Raw genomic sequence first — 17,772 nt, forward strand, 5'->3', positions numbered from 1 at the left:
AGCATCCCTCCTTCTTTCACGGAAGTAATATATTCAACGGACTAAGAGTCTGTCCAATGAAATAGAGATACCTCTAACGCTGCAAATGAAGTAAATCTAAGTAGCAAAGGGTGTTCGGATATGGCGAACAGTTCCAGCTTTAGGTGCTTTGTCGGGCCTGAACAATGAGGCGATGTGTCGGATTTACAAGAGGGTCACATGTAATTAATGTGAGAAGCTTTTGATTTTCAAAACTTTTCAGAACGGAGACGTCTGTAGGAGCGACAATCGAAATTTTATAGACTGTATAACTATATTGTTCACCCTTGGTATTAATCATGATTTTATCTCCAATCTTCACCTCGTTCAGCCGATTAAATAAACGTCCTGCTGTACGCGCACGGTGGGCTGCTATGGCGGCGTTTCCTGTCTGACCCAGAGCTGCCGTTTCCGACATATGTACAGATGCGTGCTTCATATTATCCCGAGTTGCACCCTCCAGCACAGGAAGCTTCAAATCAATGCGATTAATGCTAATGGTGGCAATGGGGAGTTGCTTGGTGTCTGGTTCATTTGCGGGTACCGAAGGACCTCGTGTGGTTTCGATGCCCGTGTTTTCTGCAAGCTTGCTGGACAAGCGCTTATAGCTGTCGATAATGCTAGGGTTCAATACCTCTGCTTCTTTCAAAAGCTCGCCCTGCTTCCGATCTTCGATCCATTCATTGGCTTTAGGAAACAAAATAATGAGTAATCCCAAGGCGATAAACAAGTATGATAGCTTACGCAATCTAAAAACCTCCCTAACATATGTAAGGTGTATCGCGTACTGATTTTAAAAATCCCCCCTTTCTCATTTAGTGTAGTCTGAGAAAGGGAGGGGATGATTATTTTTATTTTTTGCCCATCCGTCTATATTTCAGATATGCGCCACAAATGATCATAGCTAGGCCTGTTAAATAGAAGGGAGCAGGGCTGTTTTCTCCTGTTTGTGGCAATTTATTTGCCGATGGTGAAACATTCGGATCTTTCGGTACATCAGCAGGAACTTTGATTCCACCACGAGGCAGAGAGTCGTCATCACTTTCCACGGGGGGATTAGGTTCCTTATTAGGTTTAATGATTGGTAATTTCGGTTTTGCTTTCGGTGCAGGTGTAGATGCAGGCACAATACCACCCGTTGGCAGGCCCCCATCATCATCCGTCTGTTTTTTGTCAGGTGTAGATGCAGGCACGATGCTATCTAATACTGGGCTCTCAACATCCACAGTCTGTTCTTTATTGTCCACTAAAGGAACGGATATAGACGGCGTAGTTGTTGTTTCAGAATCTTTGTCGCGTTTTTTACCTGATCCCCCAGGGCTGGTAGGTGTACCAGGCGTGCCTGGGTTGGTAGGTGTACCAGGCGTGCCCGGATTAGTCGGTGTACCAGGTGTACCCGGGTTGGTAGGTGTACCTGGATCTGTATTGTTTTCTTTGTGGTTGGTTACCACAACTTTCTTAATACCAGCGCTTTGTTTGATTGTATCGTCTATTTTGATTTCAAGCTTACTATCCATTATTTTATAGCCTTGGGGAGCTACTAGCTCTTCCAAGATGTAATCATCATGGAGCAATGCAGAGAACACAATCTTCCCTTCCGCATTGGTAGTTTGAATGATTGGGGCTCTTTTCTCCGCTTTATCATAGAGCGCGAATTTTGCTCCAGGCAGTACCTTATCAGGCTCATCCTGATCAACCTTTGTAATTTCGAGGCTTTCTTTAATACCACTGCCTGAACTGGAGCCGGAAGAAGTCCGCACAATAATTTCTTGATTCGTCTCCTTCTGTTCTGTTGTTAAGCGATCCCCTTCGAAGGATACTTTGTTGCTCACCTTTTCTTTGTCAGCTGCATCAATGAACGCTTGATATTCCAGAATAAAGGCGGAGGAAATCTCCTTCGTAAAAGCAAGCTCAAAAGTTTCCTGACCTTGAGCATCTGGCTTGAAAATGAGCTTGTAATCAAGATCCCTAGTTAGTTCTGTACTCTTGGTAACCTTCCCGTTTTCAGACACCACAGTTGAATACAGATGAAAGGAATTCTCGATCAGAATCTGATTGCTGCTGGGATGATCCACAATTTTGGCATTTGTTACTTGAGACTGTCCTTCGTTTATACGGATTTGCCAGTTAATTTTATTCCCGTTCTGGCTGCCGCTTTTAGAAACATATTCTCCACCGTGAGGTAAGGTTACTTGGGCTGACCATTCTGAGATTATATTTTCTCCATCCAGAAAAAGGGCCTTATTGCGGATTTCTCTTTCAATAAGTTCTCCTTCCAGCGTCGTTTGGAACGTAATCCAATATGGGGTTTGAATCTGATTGTTAAATTGGATACGCAACGTGTTGCCATTTTGTTCGGATGGGAGAATAAGTGTGTACTGGTCTGCTGGTAATTCGGAGCCCTTTTCCACGCCGTTCCTCGATCCAGTCAGTGTCATGTTGTACACTTTAACGGAGTTTGGCAGTAGCTTCTGACCTTGCAGCAATGGATCTTTTATTTCCGGTTGTTTTAGGGTCTTACGGTTATAGTTGGCCTTAATGTCCCATGTGATGTGTTTGGAGCTGGCATTGTAGCTTCCTTGCTTGGCTCCATTCTGCTGGGTCATGATGTCTGGAAAGACCCGGGCGTCTGCTTCTGCAGATTTTGAATCTCCGTCCTGCTGCCATTCAATGACGGACTTATTCCAGAACTCAGTCTTTTTCACATCTTTTTTCCAGTCATTATTGAATGCGGTTGAATATTTGATCGTATAAGTATCTTGAATTGGTGCATGGAAAATGATATTAAATCCTTGCTTATTATCCGGTGATAACGGAATAAGCTCATAATCTGCGGGAGCTTGAAGCTCCGTTTTTCCGTCAGCGGATTGGATTTTCAAAGTATTCGGCAACAAGGCCAAGCCGTCGTTGGGAAATACATCCTTGATGACGATATCGTTCATAATATATTGATCTTCATTGATGGTAATAACCCAAGGTATGAATTTTGCGTTATAGTTCGGCTCCTTGGATTCTTTAATAATAATTCCACTTTTAAGAGTTGCTGTGGCATCCTTAGAGACTCCACCTGAAGTCACACGGTTCGTTACCTTATCATCTTGATATACACGTTCTTTGGCTTTCGTTTGATAACGAATGGTATAGGCTGTATCCACATCGGAGTTGAATTGGAGATCAAAGCCGTTGCTGTCCAGATCATTCGTAACCGGAGAGACGGTATATTCTGAGGATGGAAGTACCTCTTGAGTATCGTCTTTGTATATTTCAAGTGAAGCGGGAAGCCATACCTGACTGTTGTTGAACCGATCACTTAACAAGGCTTTGTCGGCAGGTATTTTCTTTTCGCTGAAGTTGTACTTGATCACCCAAGATACCGTTTGTGTAACAGGGTCGTAGCTTTCCACCTTCTTGGACAAGAATTCTCCGCGATCAACCTGTACGGTAGCGGTAGCAGAGACACCATTCATAGAGTCTCCCGAAAAAGTAGCTGTGTTGGAGAATCGGGTCTCGTCACTTGTAATATCTGTAGAATACTGAATCTGATAGGCTGGGCTGATGCTCTCGTCTTTAAAACGAATAACAAAGCCCGTACCGGCCTGATCTGGTTCGAGCGTATACTTGTCCCCACTGATTGGGTCCTTAACTACCGTCGAGCCGTCAATATTGACTTGCAGATTATACAGTTGGAAGGAGTCTCGCAACAGCTCCAGCCCTTGAGGAGTCGGGTCAGTTACGATCGCATTCTTTACGGTGTCCAATTGTGTATTCACATTAATGGCCCAGTCAATCTTGTTTTTGCCGTTAGCCTTTCCTTGTTTACTTATTGGGGGACCGGACACGGGTTTGATGTTGACGATGGATGTTTGTACCCCGATCTTAATTGGAGTCGAAATAATGACTTCTGTACTGCCTTTTGCAACTTCCTTACTGAACTCGGTTTTTACTTGCAGTTTTCCGCTTACGTTGGAATGATTCTCTACGTAATCGTTAAAGGTCATAATGACTTTCCCTTGGCGATCTACCGTAAAGGTACCAACCTCTCCATCTGTTGAAATCAACGGAGACGAGATATCTGTGTAAATTTCAAATTGTTCCGGTAAGTTAAAGGTGAAGGTATCACCTTCTTTATACTGATTGTCCGGAATCTCCCATTCATAGCTTAGCTGGACTGCCGCGCCAATGTCCACACGGACGCCAGGATTATCCACAGCATCAATGATACGGCCAGTTTCATCCGTCAAGATCAGCTTGGTTAAAATATTGTCTACTTGAACTGAGTTGGTCGCTGCCTGAATCATAGGGGCTATGCTGGGAGGTGCCTCTAACGGTTCAGGGTTTGGAATACCGTATACATCTTCCATAACTGTATTCGCAGGATCGCTTATAGCGCTTTCTGGTACAGCCGTGGTTGAAGTGTCTGCGTAAGCCAACGCTGCACTAAAAAAACTTTGGAAAATAAGCAATAGTACAATGATCGTTGCGTTTATTTTTGTTCTCATACTCTTAAGTAAGTCTCCTATTCATCATAATATTATGGAAAGTACCCGGGCGGATTTGGCTCCCCCCTCTTTCTTGTCCCGGAAATAGTATATTCAACAAACTTAGTTTTTAAATGACTGACTAGATATACAATACCTTCCTTATCTCAACAATTTCTCAACAATAATAGAAAAAAGCCCTGATCGCAGTGATCAGGGCTTTCTACAAAAAAAATTAATATTGTTTTGTTTTTGTATATTTGGAGGGTTCTTTGGCCATTGCAAACTTCTGTTTTCCGCTTTTTAGAGCAGCATCTACTGTAGTGTCAATGATAACCCATTGATTGTTGATATTGACTTCATTCCAGGCGTGGTAAGTTTTCACATAGGAGGATTCACCCATAACCAGCTTCGTTGGAACATCCACACTTCGAAGCATGGCGGCGAACAGTGAAGCGTATCCATAGCAAATGTCTTTTTGCGAAACTATTGTACGATCAATTTGTGGAAGGTAGTCTGTTGATAGGTTGAAAGGCTGATTGGAATCGTATTTAATATGACTAATGACATACTCGTAAATACGTTTCACCTTTTCATCATCTGTCTTTGCACCCTTGGTTAATTCCTTGGCTTTCCGAATCGCCTGATTCGTATCGCTCCAGTCAATATTTTGAATAGAATTGAGGTATATGGTTTTACTGTCATTCAAATTTAACTGGACCGTTTCTTCACCTATCACTTTATACTGGTTGCCAGTTAGCTGTTCCAATAAACGAATGTTATAATTGCCATTGCCCATTTGAAGAGCAAATGCTTCTTCAGGCTTGCCCGAATTCAGATAATAAGAGTATTTCTCCGCATCCTTGGTAATTACAATCTTGGTTTTGACATTGGAGTTGACAGGATAACGTATACTAACAATACCGTGGTTTACGTTGTTTTGATTCAGCCATGCCTGACTTTCGGCAGCAAATGCTGTCGTATGTAGGGGGATGGATAACAAAAAAACCAAAATAATTAAAAAAGATGACATTTTCCTCATAGAAAAACTTCCTTTCGGCGGCTAGGCTGCCATCTTAAAAAGAAGGCCCTATAGCTTTGCGTCCCTGCCTTTCGACAGGTTTGCTATTATCGTATAAAGTTTTTCAGGAAAAAAGACACGACAAAAAGCCTCTCCAACCGGTAGCTGGCTGCCATCTTAAAAAGAAGGCCCTGTAGCTTTGCGTCCCTGCCTTTCGACAGGTTTGCCATTTATCCTGAACAGTCTATATCTATCATTCTATCAGTTGGACTTCCGATTAGGCAAGCACAATCTCAGATTTTCTCTGTTTTTCGACAAAGTCATCTAATAGATGAGTTTATAGTTTGGTTCGATTCCCCCATTTTTTGCGGAAGGAATGTGGGGTTTCTCCGACATGTTCCTTGAACAGGTTGATAAAATGGCTAGTGTTGGGAATCCCTACAAACCGTGCGATATCCACAATGGATTCGTCACTGGTTTTAAGCCAGCCTTGAGCCGCTGTGATGCGGACATTAATGAGATAATCAATTGGAGAAAATCCAATCTGTTTCTTGAAGTTTTTAGCGAGATTGAATTTGTTTAACTCAAACATGTCTGCCAGCGAATCCAGCGTAATTCGTTCACTGTAGGATCGATCCAAATATTGCTGAACCTTGCGTACCTCGGTGATCGTATCCTGATTTACATACGGATGATCGTAGGGGTGCTGCAAAATATAAGTCAGCAACTCACTGATGAGTCTGGATGTCAACAGTTCAGCAGAGAGAGTTCTGTCAGATTGTACGCATAAGAGGGAACGCAGCTTGTCCAATATGGTGACTGGATCGTTGAGTGATATTACAGGCTTGTTGTGCTTGGCAAATTGTTCGTAGAAATTGTCGATCAGATTGCCGTACACATTTACACTGATAAACTCCCAAGCTTCATGACCAGCACTGCTGTACTGTACGAATTCCTCACAATTAACGAAAAACATATCATGAGGCTTCAATATGTATTTTTTCTCTCGGTACAGTAATTCCCCTTGTCCTGATAACGTAAAAACGAGCAGAAACGAGGTGAGTTCCTTCCGTTCCATGGCATAAGCAGATGTTTTTTTGAAATAACCTATTTCCTGTATATAAAAAAGGGATCGCTTGGCAAAAGCGGAGGGAGTACGTGCAATGACGACTGGATCGCTGCTCCAAGGGGTCCCATTCCCGTTGTTTTTTTGGTCTGTTGTCATGTCCAATTCCTTTACAAAAGAGCAAATTTATCAAGCTAATCACTGTTTGTTTAACAAACAAAATGGTGGTTTACACATGATTTCCTACTTAATACGGTTTATTTTATCACATCATATAAATGCATGTAGCGAATAATATTTTGAATTATTTCCCAATCTAAATCAGGTGTACTATTATGGTGAAAACAGCCTCGTTTCCTCCATATTTTTAACTCATTCATCCATATGAAAAAGTTAAATTATGTTGAAAAAAATTCGGAGATGCCATGGATTTAATTCAATTCTGGAATAAAATCCAGGAAAGGATGCTAAAGGTATTCTATGCCCATTCCACCTTCCAACGTGCATATCCTTTTGTTTTGAAAAAAATGGGTCTTTGTTCTAGCGAAATAGTTCATTAGGCTTATCATGGAAAAAAATGAGATTGGGTCCAATGTTGTGATTTTGTTCACAAATATGTAGACGCACGAGGGAGATATATGAACTCTTTTTGTGCTGATTAGTGCACTGTAAATATATGCAAATCATATGTAAAATAAAAGCATAAAAGTACAAAATAACACAAAAAGTGCATTATCTTATTTGCGTGATTTTCTGCTTCGATGCGTTCTAATATAATAGGAAATAGAGTGCCGTTAGCTTTGGAATTCATACAGGCAATGATATGATGGGTAATACAGATATAGGGCTTCACTTACTCAACAGTCAGTTTGGAGGATTAATAGGATGGGAAAACCAAAAAATACGAAAACCGCAGCGGCTTGGTCGCTCGTTATTCTGGGAGCGGGCTTTGCAGCTATGTTGCCTTTTCAGCAATATAGCTGGGCTCGGTTGTTAGCAGGTGCTTTCGAGGCCGGGCTTGTCGGAGGACTGGCGGACTGGTTCGCCGTCACCGCATTGTTCCGTCACCCGCTGGGCATTCCGATTCCACACACAGCACTTCTTCCCAAGAACAGGGACAAGCTAACGAGTACCTTGGTGAGTACGGTGGAAAATAACCTGCTTAATAAAGACAGTATCGCATCTAAAATTGCCGATATCCGGCTGGCCGATTTGATGCTGGATGGTGTGGAAAAGGGCTTGCGCACGCCGGAAGCGGCCGCATCCATAGATGTTCTCGCCAAACGACTGGTCCGGTCGCTTCCGCTTGCGGAGCTGGCCCCAGTAATTGCGGCCGAGATCAAGCGGCAGGTGACAGATTTCGACGCCGGACCGCTGCTGGAGGCGCTTGTCCGTCAAACCAGTGAGAAGGGCTATGACCGCCGCGCGCTGGATGACTCGCTGGAGCAGGCTGAATCCTGGCTTTTGAAGCCGGAAACGGGCTACACGCTGGGTACCTTGGGAATGCAGGCTATTAGCGGTTTGCAAGTGAGCGGGCTGATGCAATTTGCCCTGAATGCGTTCCTTGGCTATCTGAACGAAGAGCGCATGGGTGAAATGATTCGCCACTTCCTGCTGGATCAGGTTGCGGAGCTGCAAAGGGAAGAACATCCACGCCGTCGGGCCGTGCTGGATGGTCTGAAAACACAGCTGACCCGTCTGGCGACGAAAGATACGGTTCAGGAAGGCTTGAACAGCTGGAAAAACAACCTTGTGGGAACCTGGGAAGGCGATGCGTCGGTGCTTCATAAGATGGAAGAGCTGCGCGTACGCTTATTGGACTATATGGAAGACGGCAGCTATGTGCCGACCTATATTTTGCCGCTACTGGATCGGATGCTGGCTGATTTGAGAGGGAATACCGAGCTGCTGGACAAGATCAATTCTAGAATTGTGGCAGGCATTACCGGGCTGGTGGAAGCCAACCATAGTCGAATTGGTAATCTGGTACGCGAAAATGTAGATAAAATGGATAACGATTCCCTGATTGCTCTGATGGAGGACAAGCTGGGGCAGGACTTGCAGTGGATACGTATTAACGGCGCGGTTACGGGCTTCCTGATCGGTATTGTCCTGACAGGTGTCCGTATGCTGATCGGTTGATTCATTAGAGAAGAAAATGCTACAGATAAGGTTGTGAAGCAATGAGGCTTTGGCACGAAGAGTTGATCGACAAGCTGCCGCGGCCGCAACTGCTGGGGCAACACCGCGAGTGCTGTGCACTGCGTGGGAACGGGTGGGGAAAGCGACATGCTACGGTTAATTATGTGTTCGACTATCACCCCATGCTGCTCGTCCGCTACCATAAGCTCATCATGGACGAAATGAAAAGTCGCGGTTACAACGTTGATCCGCTATGGGAGCAGCCGTTGTATCGCGGCAAGCAGTGCGAACCGTGGGCGACAGAGCTTGGCGAGGAACTGGAAGCTGTCGGAGCGTATGCGGAGCATGACGATGCTTATATGCAGGAATGCCTGGATAATCTGGCCTCCAAGGGTATTCTGATCTTGGAGCAAGGGTCTATGGCTATGTCCAGGTACAATTTATCTGGCTGCGGTGATGAATAAAAGTTGTTAGAGGAGAAGAATTTAATATAAAGAGGGCGGGCTGCAATAGTCCACCGTTAAAGTGAATGATCGCAAGCTCGCCTGTTATGATGTACTATACTTAAAGCTTGGGTAACCCTGTTGGACATGCTTTTACAAGACCCAGCGTGTGACCTTTTCCAGCTGTTGTCTGGATTTTTCCCGCTTGGGTTCGTGAGCGCGATAACCAAAGGCAGCAATGACCGATATATCCAGCAGTCCGTTCTCCAGCAGTCCTTCTTCCTCCAAAATGGCGTGCACCTGATCGTAGTTAAAGCCCTCAATCGGGCAGGAATCAATGTCGATCTGAGCCGCCGCCGTCATCATATTGCCCAAGGCAATGTAGGTTTGCTTGGAAGCCCAGTCGAATAACGTACGTTCGTTTTCCAGCAGGCGTTGATTTTCACCCTGAAAGATTTTATATCGGCCCGGCAGTGAGGCAAAGTCTTCCTCGGACATCCCTTTAATCTCTTTATACATATACTCCACATACGGGGAATCATAACGAACATCCTTGCGTGCCAAAATCAGGACAACATGGCTGGCATCAGGAATCTGTTTTTGGCCCCCGCTTGAAACCGCAGCCAGCTTTTCTCTCAATGCCTGATTTTGTACGACCACAAATCGCCACGGCTCAAAACCGACAGAGCTTGGGGAAAGTCGACCGGTTTCGAGAATAAATTGAAAATCTTCCTCCGGTATGATGCGATCAGGATCGAATTCCTTGGTGGCATGTCTGAACAGAAAGGCATCCAGAATCTCCTGTTTTTTAGCTGATGTATTGGACATGAAGTGTACTCCTTCCGTTTTGGGTTAAGTTGGTGCTCCACTTATTTTCTGCTACTATAATGAGAGCTGATATCGAATGTATAGTCATCATATAAAAAGTTTTTCGCAGGAACAAGTACGCACATATTTGTTCCTTGTCATTACTCTGAGATTTCGGGTCTACAATCAGTAGAAAGAAGGGGAAACCATGACGCAAGAGATGGAAAATACAGTCAGCGTGAACTTTGGATGTCCGGTAGCGAAAACGGTAGGGGTTATAGGCGGAAAATGGAAGGGAGTCATTTTATATCATTTGACCACAGGACCGCGCCGGTATAACGAAATTCGATGGACCTTGCCCAATATTACGCAGCGTATGCTGACCTTGCAGTTGCGTGAGCTGGAACGTGACGGTATCGTACACCGTGAAATCTATAACGAGAATCCGCCGCGTGTGGAATACTCGCTTACTCCGTTGGGGGATACGTTGAGGTCGTTGCTGTATTTTATGAGAGAATGGGGTATCTTCTATGGGGAACAGACCTGCGAGCCTGTGGCGGCAAATTCCAAGTGTGGGGAGCCTTCTTGTTGAAGTGAAAAATGAGGAATGCCCGTTGATGATCTCATGAGCTTCGCATGGAAGATGCATGAAATTCATCAGCGGGCGGAATAAGGACAGGGTTATTTTTATAAAATGTAAACCTATTTATTCTAGATTATTTAAACTTGATGGATTCGTTCATCTGCGTCCAGGCGGTTTCTCCAATGATGCCCAGCCGCCAGATGGCGATGCCCTTCAGATCATAGCGTTTCGCCAAACCGATCTTAGCGTTGATGGTGCTGTCTTTTTCGCTACCCATAGAGATCCCCAAAATCAGCTTGTCCCGTGAAGCTTCCTTCAAAGCCAGTCGAATGGCTTCGTCTACCTTATCGAGTGGCTCAGGCGTTGCCTTTTGTCCGTAATCATAGGCCATAATGATCAGATCGTCCGCCAGATTGCCCAGTGTCTTGTAGTCGTAACCTGAGTAAGAGCTGTTCAGCGGGTGCAGGACGACCGTGAGCTTGAGTCCGGTCTGATGCGCTTTGGCCGACAGCTTTTGGATGAAGGCGTTGTAGTCTGAACGCGCCTTGGCTTTATCGCCGCTCCAGCCCAGTCCCTCCAGATCCAGCGTGATGCCTTTAAACTGCTTGTCGGTGGCGGTGCTGACGATTTGTGAAATCGTCTGCTCCTGAAGCTGTACATTTTCCAAAACTTTGGTCAGCTCGTGATTGCCGTCTCCAGAATAGACCATCAGGTAAGGGGAAGTCCCCTGACTGTCTGCCTCCTGTACAATGGACTCCGGTGTTACGGTGCCGGCGGCTTGAGGCCATTTGTATTCCTTACCGCTGGTCGTAAATTGTCCGTTCGCATCAATTCGGCTCCAGCCGAAGGCTATCGCGTTAAAATCCGGTATTTTGGATTTTTGGTCGAAGGAAGATAGCGCATAAAATCCCACTGTATACATAGGCTCACGCGGCGATGTAATGGATACTGTCCGCGTTCCCTGATTCCAGTTGACCGTGGCTCCAAACTGCTGCCCGAAGAAGCCTAACGGAATCATTGTGCTGCCACGCACGGTTTGGGGTGCGGCTGTTAGTTGCACCGTTTGCCCGTCGACTGTCGCATTGCGGCTACCCATTTTCAGCACGACCTGCTTGGTTGCAGAGACCTGTGATTTGGTAGCGGTAATGCTTTGGCGGGCTTGATCCCATTTCACCGTAATGCCAAGAGCCTCAGAAATAGCACGAAAAGGGACCATGGTCGTGCCGTTCATCATTGCGGGCTGTACGGGGAACGGTAACGGATATCCGTCCAGCACAATGCTGACCTGCCCCGCTTCTGCCTGCGCAGACGGGCTATAGATACCTGCTGCGGCACTCAGAAAGATGGCGCTGGATAACAGAGCCTTATTTACGATTTTCATCTTATACTCTCCTATGCATCATAGATTACAAAGCTATCATGTTAGAATCGTGAGGTTTCTACTATTTTACCAAAAAAAATGATAGATAGGTGAATGTTAAGTTCGTACATGCAGTTTCGAATTCTATGAAAAATAAAAAGATATAGGGACGATGGTTAATTGCTACATAAATATTGCAAGCTTAATTAAAATCAGCAAAAAAGCTGACACCCTTTTAATACAGGTGCCAGCTTTAGCAAACAAAAATTACTTGCGGCGCTTGAGCGCAATACCGACGGCTGCTGCACCAAGCACGACTGCAATGATCGACAGAACGAGTGCGGTCGTTTGTGCAGCAGAGCTGGCAGCGGCAGGTGCGGCTTCGGTAGCATTGTTCGAAGCGGGTGCCGGGCTGCTGCTATCCTTAGCTGTGTCTGTGCTTGCATCGCCTGCGGCTGCACCAGCCGAATCATGACCATGATCTGCGGAAGGTGCGGCAGCTTCGGAGGCGGCATCTGCCGTGATTTTTGTAATGGAATGCGGATTGTTGCTTCCTTCATCGCCTGTCCATTCCACGATACTTCCGTCACTGTAATATTGGAAAGCATTCCATGCGGCTTCCGTATTCCGATCTGCATTTTGTGCTACGAAGCTGAAACGCATGTATTGACCCGCCTGAATGCCATCTTCGTCGGTCGTCCAGGTAACGGTGGTTACTTTGCCGGAGCTGTCTTTCTCGGTTGCTACCTTCCAATCTGGTACAGGCTCATACTGTTTGAAAACGACCTCTTTCGGGATTTTTAAAGCCACTTTGGTGGTTGGAATGTTTTTCTCTACAGGCACTTTCAACGTGTATGTCTCCCAAGCATTAGGCTGTGAAACGGAAGGCTTGACCGTCACGTGGGCACTGGCCATACCCGCAAAAAGTAAAGCACCTGCTGCAATCAGACCCAACGAGGTCGCAAGCCTGGAAAATCTGGATTTTACCATTTGAATTCTTGTATTCATATAAATAAGCTCCTTTAGTTTGAAAGATTTGTAATTACGTGCCCTAGGTTATTTTATGGGGCTGACATGCAGAGTAAATTCGGCGTCAACTGCATCCAAGGATGCGGTCAGAGCATGTACCTGTACCGCCCACGTTCCTCCAGCGGTCAGCAGCTCTTGAGTAAGGAATGGTTGCTGCTGCCGCTGCCGCACAGGGAGTACAAATTCCTGTCGGGATTTGTCAGGGGCATCCGGAACGAGTGTCAGTGTGACCTGCTGGATTCCCTGTACGGTGGCTCCTTTGGCATCCCGCACGGTTACCTTAAATTCATTGCTGCCCACGGTATTCGGGCTAACCGCCAGCGTGACGTTATATTTGCCTGCGGTGCGAGTTTCCTCAAACGGTACCGCAGGTGCCTGACCAGGCGAAAGGTGGGTGAGCACCGCCGCCAACAGCAGCACGAGCAGGCCGATGGATAGCTCGATGCGCAAGCCCCCGGCGGCACGCTTGGCTGCCGCCGCTTGCCGTGCGCTGCGAAATTGGCTGGCCGCGAAGGCCAGCATGACCAGCAGCAGCGCTGCTTTTCCAAGCAGAACGAGTCCGTAGGACGTGTTCAGCAGCATGTATGGAGCCGGGACGTACAGCACGGCTCCATACATGCCGGTGGCGAGCAGCGCCGCCACCATGGCAATGCCCCAGCCGGCAAAGCGGCGCAGGGCCGCTTGCCGCAGAGCTGCCCGCTCGGACACAGGCAGCTCTGGACTGGCAGCAGGCAGGCACAACGCCATGACGGCGAGTGAGCCGATCCAGAAGGCTGCCGCGGCCAGGTGGACGAAGTCCGCTGCGATGGCTGGAGTCGGATGGGTAGCCGCCGCCGGATGGCCTATAAAGGCCTTGGACAGCATGAGGCCTAGCGTCAGGACGACGGAGCCGTAGCCCCAGAGACGGCGCTGGCGGTTGGAAATGCTGTGATCCAGCGTATAAATCAGCGCTACGCTCAGTATCAGCACGAGAATCATCTGGATAAACCAGATTTGTCCCGCCCCCGTGAACTGGAGGGCTTCTCCAAGAATCGGGAACGAAAAGCCCTGCCCGATCGAAACCCCGGCATCCCAGGATGCCTGAAGCGGCAGACTGATCAGGATGGCGACAGACGTGATGCCGTAGCCGCTCCATAGCAGTGCGGACCAGCGTGGTAACGTGATGCCGGTCTGTTGATCATGCTTTTGATGCTCACTTGCGTACTTGCTTTGATCCGTTCCTGGCAGGATGAACAGCCGAAAACAGAGCGCTCCCAAAAGCAACGACAGTCCTATATACAGCAGCCAGCGGATAGCAATTAGGTCAAGCCGCGATGCTCCCGAGCCTTCGGATGTGATGGCAGCGGGGTCCGTATACGCATGGGAACCGTTGCCGACCTGGAATGGAATCACTCCGTTGATCGGATGTCCGTCCGCGGATAAAGCTCTCCAATTGACGGTATAAATTCCATTTTTCATCCCCGGAATCAGTTTGATTTCCATCGTGTTTTCATACTCCGGATGGAGCTGCGCTTTTCCTGTATCGACCCGTTTTCCTGTTTCATCGGTCACTTTCATCGACATAAAAGCGGATTGCAAATTCTCATTGAAGGTGATTTTTACCTGTGAAGGCGGCTTGTCCAAAACCTGATTTTCGGTCGGACTGGATTCAACGATAAATGCATGGGCCCATGATAAGTGAGGAAACAGTAAAAGTAACGGTAGACATAGCAGCAGAAGACAAGCCGCGCGGGCTGGTCTGGACAGGTGCAACATGCCCGTGGATTCACCTTCTCTCGATTACTTGAAGCGAGGATGTCCCAAAGTACGACATCTCATACGGTCAAGCCTAAATTCATATCTTAATCATAGTGCATGTGGCAGAAATAGATGGAGCGAATTATGACATTTATATGAAATTTGAAATAAATAGTATTTTGCATGTGCTATCCATATGAAAACCCCTACCGATGTAGAAATCTGGACGATTTTAACAACGGTAGGGGTGATGGGCAACCTTATGTGGAATTAGTGGTCTGCTTCTATAGAATCCATGAAAGCAGGCTGCTTATGCTGGACATGGCGGATAAAAATAGCCGTTAGCTCCGGATCGAATTGGCTACCCGAGCAGGCCCGCAGCTCTTCGATGGCCTCCTCGAACGTTTTGGTGGGTTGGTAGGGACGCTCAGTGGTCATGGCATCGAAGGAGTCAATAATCGTCAGCATCCGGCACAGCCGGGGGATTTGCTCACCCTTAAAGCCGAACGGATAGCCACCCCCGTCATAGCGTTCATGGTGTAGCTCCACAAAAGGAACCAAGTCTGCGAATCGTTCGTTGGCCTCGATAATTCGTTTGCCCCACATGACATGTGCTTTCACCATCGTCCATTCCTCACAGGACAGCTTTTCTTTTTTATTGATAATATTCCAAGGAATTTCCAGTTTTCCAATGTCATGAATGAGAGCACCCAATATAAACCGCCGTTTATCCTCCGGGCCGAGCTGAAGCACCTCGCTCATATCTGCTGCATATCTGAATACCCGTTTGGAATGTTTGAAGGTATTAATATCCTTGTACAAAAACAGATTAAGCTGCTGTTCAATATCACGAATATCCTGTCCCAGATCGACTTCACGTTCCAGTTCATTTAAACTGCCATGTGTGTGAACGATATTTTTCCCCTGCTTCTTGGCGTAGTACAGTGCTTTATCTGCCAGATCAACCAGCTGTGATTTGTCGTAGATGTCAATGCGGCTTTGTGCAATGCCTGCGGAGAAGGACAAGCAGCCGTGTGGGAAAATTTCCACGCCCTCGTAGCGGGAATCATTCAGTCTTTTTCGGATGGCATTGACCGTTTCGTAGGCTTGCTCGGCGGTATGGTCAGGCATAAGCAACGTAAATTCTTCTCCACCATAGCGGGAGACGATAATATTGGAGCCGGAGGTTTCCTTTTTGAGAATCTCTCCGAGGAATCCCAACAGCTGATCGCCTTTCAGGTGACCGAAGTGATCGTTGTACTTTTTAAAATCATCAATATCAATTAGTGCAAGGCTGAGAGGCGTATTCTGGGATCTGGCTATATTCAGTTGGGTTTCGAGTGCATTTTCAAAATAACTGTGATTGTACAGCCCTGTTCTGCGGTCCATGTTGGCTTTTTCTTCAATTTCCCGGTACATCGTAAACAACTGCTTGAATGCGTGGGATAGCAGCATACTTAGCGCAAGGAACAGCAGAAGCCCCAAAATACCGTTATGATAAATCAGTGTGGTCAGTACGAGAGACAGGATGAGTGTGCATAAGTAAACAAGCAGGGATTCAGCGAGAAAAGCCTTTTTTAGCTCATGAAGAGAGCCTTTGTAAGCAATATAAAAGTAGAGACCCAATGTAATGGTATTCACCGTAAAGTAGCAGAACAGTGCCAGCAGGTAGGAAGTAAAATGCTCATCGTTCAAGCCTCCCTGCGTTCCGCCGCTAAGCTCAAAGACGACAGACGACAGGAAAATGGAGAGCGCATAGATGGAAAAATTGGCGGCATGCTTCCACCAGGAAAGTTCTCTATACCGGATTGCGGCAATGAGTACATTGAACAATAAAACGAGCATAGCGATTTCAGTGCCATGTACAAAAATACAAGCGAGATACACGGAGGAATCCATCGACTGCTTGTTACTGGCTGGCGGCAGCTGGAAGGTAAAATGCTCCAAAATCAGAACTGCCCCCAGCAGGGAGTAGATCGTGACCCACTCTGTAGACGAGTAATGCATAAAGGACCAATGGTTCGTATACAAGAGGACGACTAAGCCTGCCGTACATACGAGAAAAACGTATAATCCCGTCGCGCTAACCCGTTCTTGCAGCTTTTTTATTATACTCATTATTTCATTCTCCTGCCTTGTCGTATCTTGATGTCAAAGCTACCAGGGGGTAAATGGGTAATTTACAATTTTGTAATCGAATATTTCACATGAAAAAACAGGCCGGAATCCAGCCTGTTTTGTTGAGCCTGTGCTTCCCTCTTCCTTATCAGTGATTAGCCTCCGATTTTGTAACCGGAAGTCAAAGCGATTACGACAGAAGCGACGATAATAGCGTTGATAATCACACGGGAATATTTCAAATTTTTCATAGGTTTCACTCCCTTCCTTGGAATAAGGCGCACACTAGGCGTGGCGAGGATGGGTTTTTTGCTGAGAGGTCTTCTTTTTGTTCACGACCATGACGCTTTGAATAAACAGAAACATCCCAAAGTTCATGATGACATCTCCAATACTGATCACCTGCGTACGGGGATAGGGCTTGGAGAGTGGAATAATATCACCCAAAAATGATAAACGCGTACCCGCATCCATCATGTAATGCTTCGATATAACGCTTCCAGATTTAAGCATTTCCGTATAATAAGGGCCTAGCACTTCAGAAGCGCTCAACGAGACTGGCATCCTGCCGCCATTGACCGCCATGACGACAAAATTCAACAGAACTCCGATTAAAATAAGCTTGAATCCCTTGTGGTGCCTGTTCAGCCAGAGAAAAATCAATCCAACCGCATAGATGCCCATAAACAGATACCCGTTGATGGACGCAAGCCAGGCCCATTTTTCCTGAGCATAAAAAATAATGAACTGCACCAGCAGTAGCACAGGGAACATCCAGCCAGCTATGAGGCGAATTTGGCTAAAGCGGATTAACCCCTGCTGCCAGCCTCCTCTGAACAGTCCTACAATGAGACCAAGCAGCACTCCATCATAGACCATAGTTATTCTCCAGCTTTCGCAAATTTTTTGTTTTGGTTAAGGTATAATTCGACCTTAAATTGGTAAATTCCTGCCTGATATGTAGCAGTTT

The 17,772-nt window shown here is 46.4% G+C and carries 13 protein-coding genes and 2 riboswitches; of the genes, 3 read left to right on the forward strand and 10 right to left on the reverse strand.

What is annotated here, in order from left to right; translation table 11 throughout:
• Nucleotides 1-139 precede the first annotated feature (139 nt).
• The 4 genes from ACIFO6_RS14245 to ACIFO6_RS14260 form a co-directional block, all read right to left on the reverse strand.
• A complete protein-coding gene (locus ACIFO6_RS14245) occupies nucleotides 140-766 on the reverse strand; it encodes a class D sortase (protein WP_430041296.1) in 627 nt (208 codons plus the stop codon).
• A 103-nt stretch (nucleotides 767-869) separates the two neighbouring features.
• On the reverse strand, nucleotides 870-4,517 hold the full coding sequence (locus ACIFO6_RS14250; protein WP_430041297.1) for a collagen binding domain-containing protein: 3,648 nt from the start codon (nucleotides 4,515-4,517) through the stop codon (nucleotides 870-872).
• 214 nt (nucleotides 4,518-4,731) lie between these two features.
• A complete protein-coding gene (locus ACIFO6_RS14255) occupies nucleotides 4,732-5,538 on the reverse strand; it encodes a transglutaminase domain-containing protein (protein WP_430041298.1) in 807 nt (268 codons plus the stop codon).
• Between the two features lie 13 nt (nucleotides 5,539-5,551).
• A riboswitch (cyclic di-GMP riboswitch) is annotated at nucleotides 5,552-5,633 on the reverse strand.
• Between the two features lie 41 nt (nucleotides 5,634-5,674).
• A riboswitch (cyclic di-GMP riboswitch) is annotated at nucleotides 5,675-5,755 on the reverse strand.
• Between the two features lie 99 nt (nucleotides 5,756-5,854).
• A complete protein-coding gene (locus ACIFO6_RS14260) occupies nucleotides 5,855-6,742 on the reverse strand; it encodes an AraC family transcriptional regulator (RefSeq protein WP_430041299.1) in 888 nt (295 codons plus the stop codon).
• Between the two features lie 726 nt (nucleotides 6,743-7,468).
• On the opposite strand from ACIFO6_RS14260, the gene ACIFO6_RS14265 reads away from it, so the two are divergent.
• Both ACIFO6_RS14265 and ACIFO6_RS14270 read left to right on the forward strand, forming a co-directional pair.
• Nucleotides 7,469-8,725, forward strand: a complete 1,257-nt coding sequence (locus ACIFO6_RS14265; RefSeq protein WP_430041300.1) for a DUF445 domain-containing protein — start codon at nucleotides 7,469-7,471, stop codon at nucleotides 8,723-8,725.
• Between the two features lie 41 nt (nucleotides 8,726-8,766).
• Nucleotides 8,767-9,189 (forward strand): TIGR02328 family protein, encoded by a 423-nt coding sequence (locus ACIFO6_RS14270; protein WP_430041301.1) that lies wholly within the window; start codon nucleotides 8,767-8,769, stop codon nucleotides 9,187-9,189.
• A 132-nt stretch (nucleotides 9,190-9,321) separates the two neighbouring features.
• On the opposite strand, the gene ACIFO6_RS14275 is transcribed toward ACIFO6_RS14270, so the two are convergent.
• Nucleotides 9,322-9,996, reverse strand: a complete 675-nt coding sequence (locus tag ACIFO6_RS14275; protein WP_430041302.1) for an NAD(P)H-dependent oxidoreductase — start codon at nucleotides 9,994-9,996, stop codon at nucleotides 9,322-9,324.
• A 187-nt stretch (nucleotides 9,997-10,183) separates the two neighbouring features.
• Between ACIFO6_RS14275 and ACIFO6_RS14280 the strand changes: the two genes are divergently transcribed.
• Nucleotides 10,184-10,567, forward strand: a complete 384-nt coding sequence (locus tag ACIFO6_RS14280) for a winged helix-turn-helix transcriptional regulator (protein WP_430041303.1) — start codon at nucleotides 10,184-10,186, stop codon at nucleotides 10,565-10,567.
• A 124-nt stretch (nucleotides 10,568-10,691) separates the two neighbouring features.
• Here the strand turns inward: ACIFO6_RS14280 and ACIFO6_RS14285 are convergent, their stop codons facing one another.
• The 5 genes from ACIFO6_RS14285 to ACIFO6_RS14305 all read right to left on the reverse strand — a co-directional run bounded on the left by ACIFO6_RS14285 (nucleotide 10,692) and on the right by ACIFO6_RS14305 (nucleotide 17,681).
• Complete coding sequence (locus ACIFO6_RS14285) at nucleotides 10,692-11,939, reverse strand: stalk domain-containing protein (RefSeq protein ID WP_430041304.1); 1,248 nt, start codon at nucleotides 11,937-11,939, stop codon at nucleotides 10,692-10,694.
• A gap of 246 nt (nucleotides 11,940-12,185) precedes the next feature.
• The gene (locus tag ACIFO6_RS14290) at nucleotides 12,186-12,926 is read right to left on the reverse strand and encodes a YcnI family protein (protein WP_430041305.1); all 741 of its coding nucleotides are present in this window, start codon (nucleotides 12,924-12,926) and stop codon (nucleotides 12,186-12,188) included.
• 48 nt (nucleotides 12,927-12,974) lie between these two features.
• Nucleotides 12,975-14,702 (reverse strand): copper resistance CopC/CopD family protein, encoded by a 1,728-nt coding sequence (locus ACIFO6_RS14295; protein ID WP_430041306.1) that lies wholly within the window; start codon nucleotides 14,700-14,702, stop codon nucleotides 12,975-12,977.
• A 252-nt stretch (nucleotides 14,703-14,954) separates the two neighbouring features.
• Nucleotides 14,955-16,802, reverse strand: a complete 1,848-nt coding sequence (locus ACIFO6_RS14300) for a bifunctional diguanylate cyclase/phosphohydrolase (RefSeq protein ID WP_430041307.1) — start codon at nucleotides 16,800-16,802, stop codon at nucleotides 14,955-14,957.
• A 285-nt stretch (nucleotides 16,803-17,087) separates the two neighbouring features.
• Nucleotides 17,088-17,681, reverse strand: a complete 594-nt coding sequence (locus ACIFO6_RS14305) for a DUF5317 domain-containing protein (protein WP_430041309.1) — start codon at nucleotides 17,679-17,681, stop codon at nucleotides 17,088-17,090.
• Between the last annotated feature and the right edge of the window lie 91 nt (nucleotides 17,682-17,772).

This window comes from Paenibacillus sp. NRS-1781 (assembly GCF_050467745.1).
In the GTDB taxonomy this organism is placed as follows: Bacteria; Bacillota; Bacilli; order Paenibacillales; family Paenibacillaceae; genus Paenibacillus; species Paenibacillus terrae_A.

What these genes read in the sequence shown, in the direction of transcription:
- ACIFO6_RS14280 (WP_430041303.1), top strand. Translation starts at nt 10,184, where the DNA reads ATGACGCAAGAGATGGAAAATACAGTCAGCGTGAACTTTGGATGTCCG.
- ACIFO6_RS14290 (WP_430041305.1), bottom strand. Translation starts at nt 12,926, where the DNA reads ATGAATACAAGAATTCAAATGGTAAAATCCAGATTTTCCAGGCTTGCG.
- ACIFO6_RS14255 (WP_430041298.1), bottom strand. Translation starts at nt 5,538, where the DNA reads ATGAGGAAAATGTCATCTTTTTTAATTATTTTGGTTTTTTTGTTATCC.
- ACIFO6_RS14260 (WP_430041299.1), bottom strand. Translation starts at nt 6,742, where the DNA reads ATGACAACAGACCAAAAAAACAACGGGAATGGGACCCCTTGGAGCAGC.
- ACIFO6_RS14265 (WP_430041300.1), top strand. Translation starts at nt 7,469, where the DNA reads ATGGGAAAACCAAAAAATACGAAAACCGCAGCGGCTTGGTCGCTCGTT.
- ACIFO6_RS14270 (WP_430041301.1), top strand. Translation starts at nt 8,767, where the DNA reads ATGAGGCTTTGGCACGAAGAGTTGATCGACAAGCTGCCGCGGCCGCAA.
- ACIFO6_RS14285 (WP_430041304.1), bottom strand. Translation starts at nt 11,939, where the DNA reads ATGAAAATCGTAAATAAGGCTCTGTTATCCAGCGCCATCTTTCTGAGT.
- ACIFO6_RS14295 (WP_430041306.1), bottom strand. Translation starts at nt 14,702, where the DNA reads ATGTTGCACCTGTCCAGACCAGCCCGCGCGGCTTGTCTTCTGCTGCTA.
- ACIFO6_RS14305 (WP_430041309.1), bottom strand. Translation starts at nt 17,681, where the DNA reads ATGGTCTATGATGGAGTGCTGCTTGGTCTCATTGTAGGACTGTTCAGA.
- ACIFO6_RS14300 (WP_430041307.1), bottom strand. Translation starts at nt 16,802, where the DNA reads ATGAGTATAATAAAAAAGCTGCAAGAACGGGTTAGCGCGACGGGATTA.
- ACIFO6_RS14275 (WP_430041302.1), bottom strand. Translation starts at nt 9,996, where the DNA reads ATGTCCAATACATCAGCTAAAAAACAGGAGATTCTGGATGCCTTTCTG.
- ACIFO6_RS14250 (WP_430041297.1), bottom strand. Translation starts at nt 4,517, where the DNA reads ATGAGAACAAAAATAAACGCAACGATCATTGTACTATTGCTTATTTTC.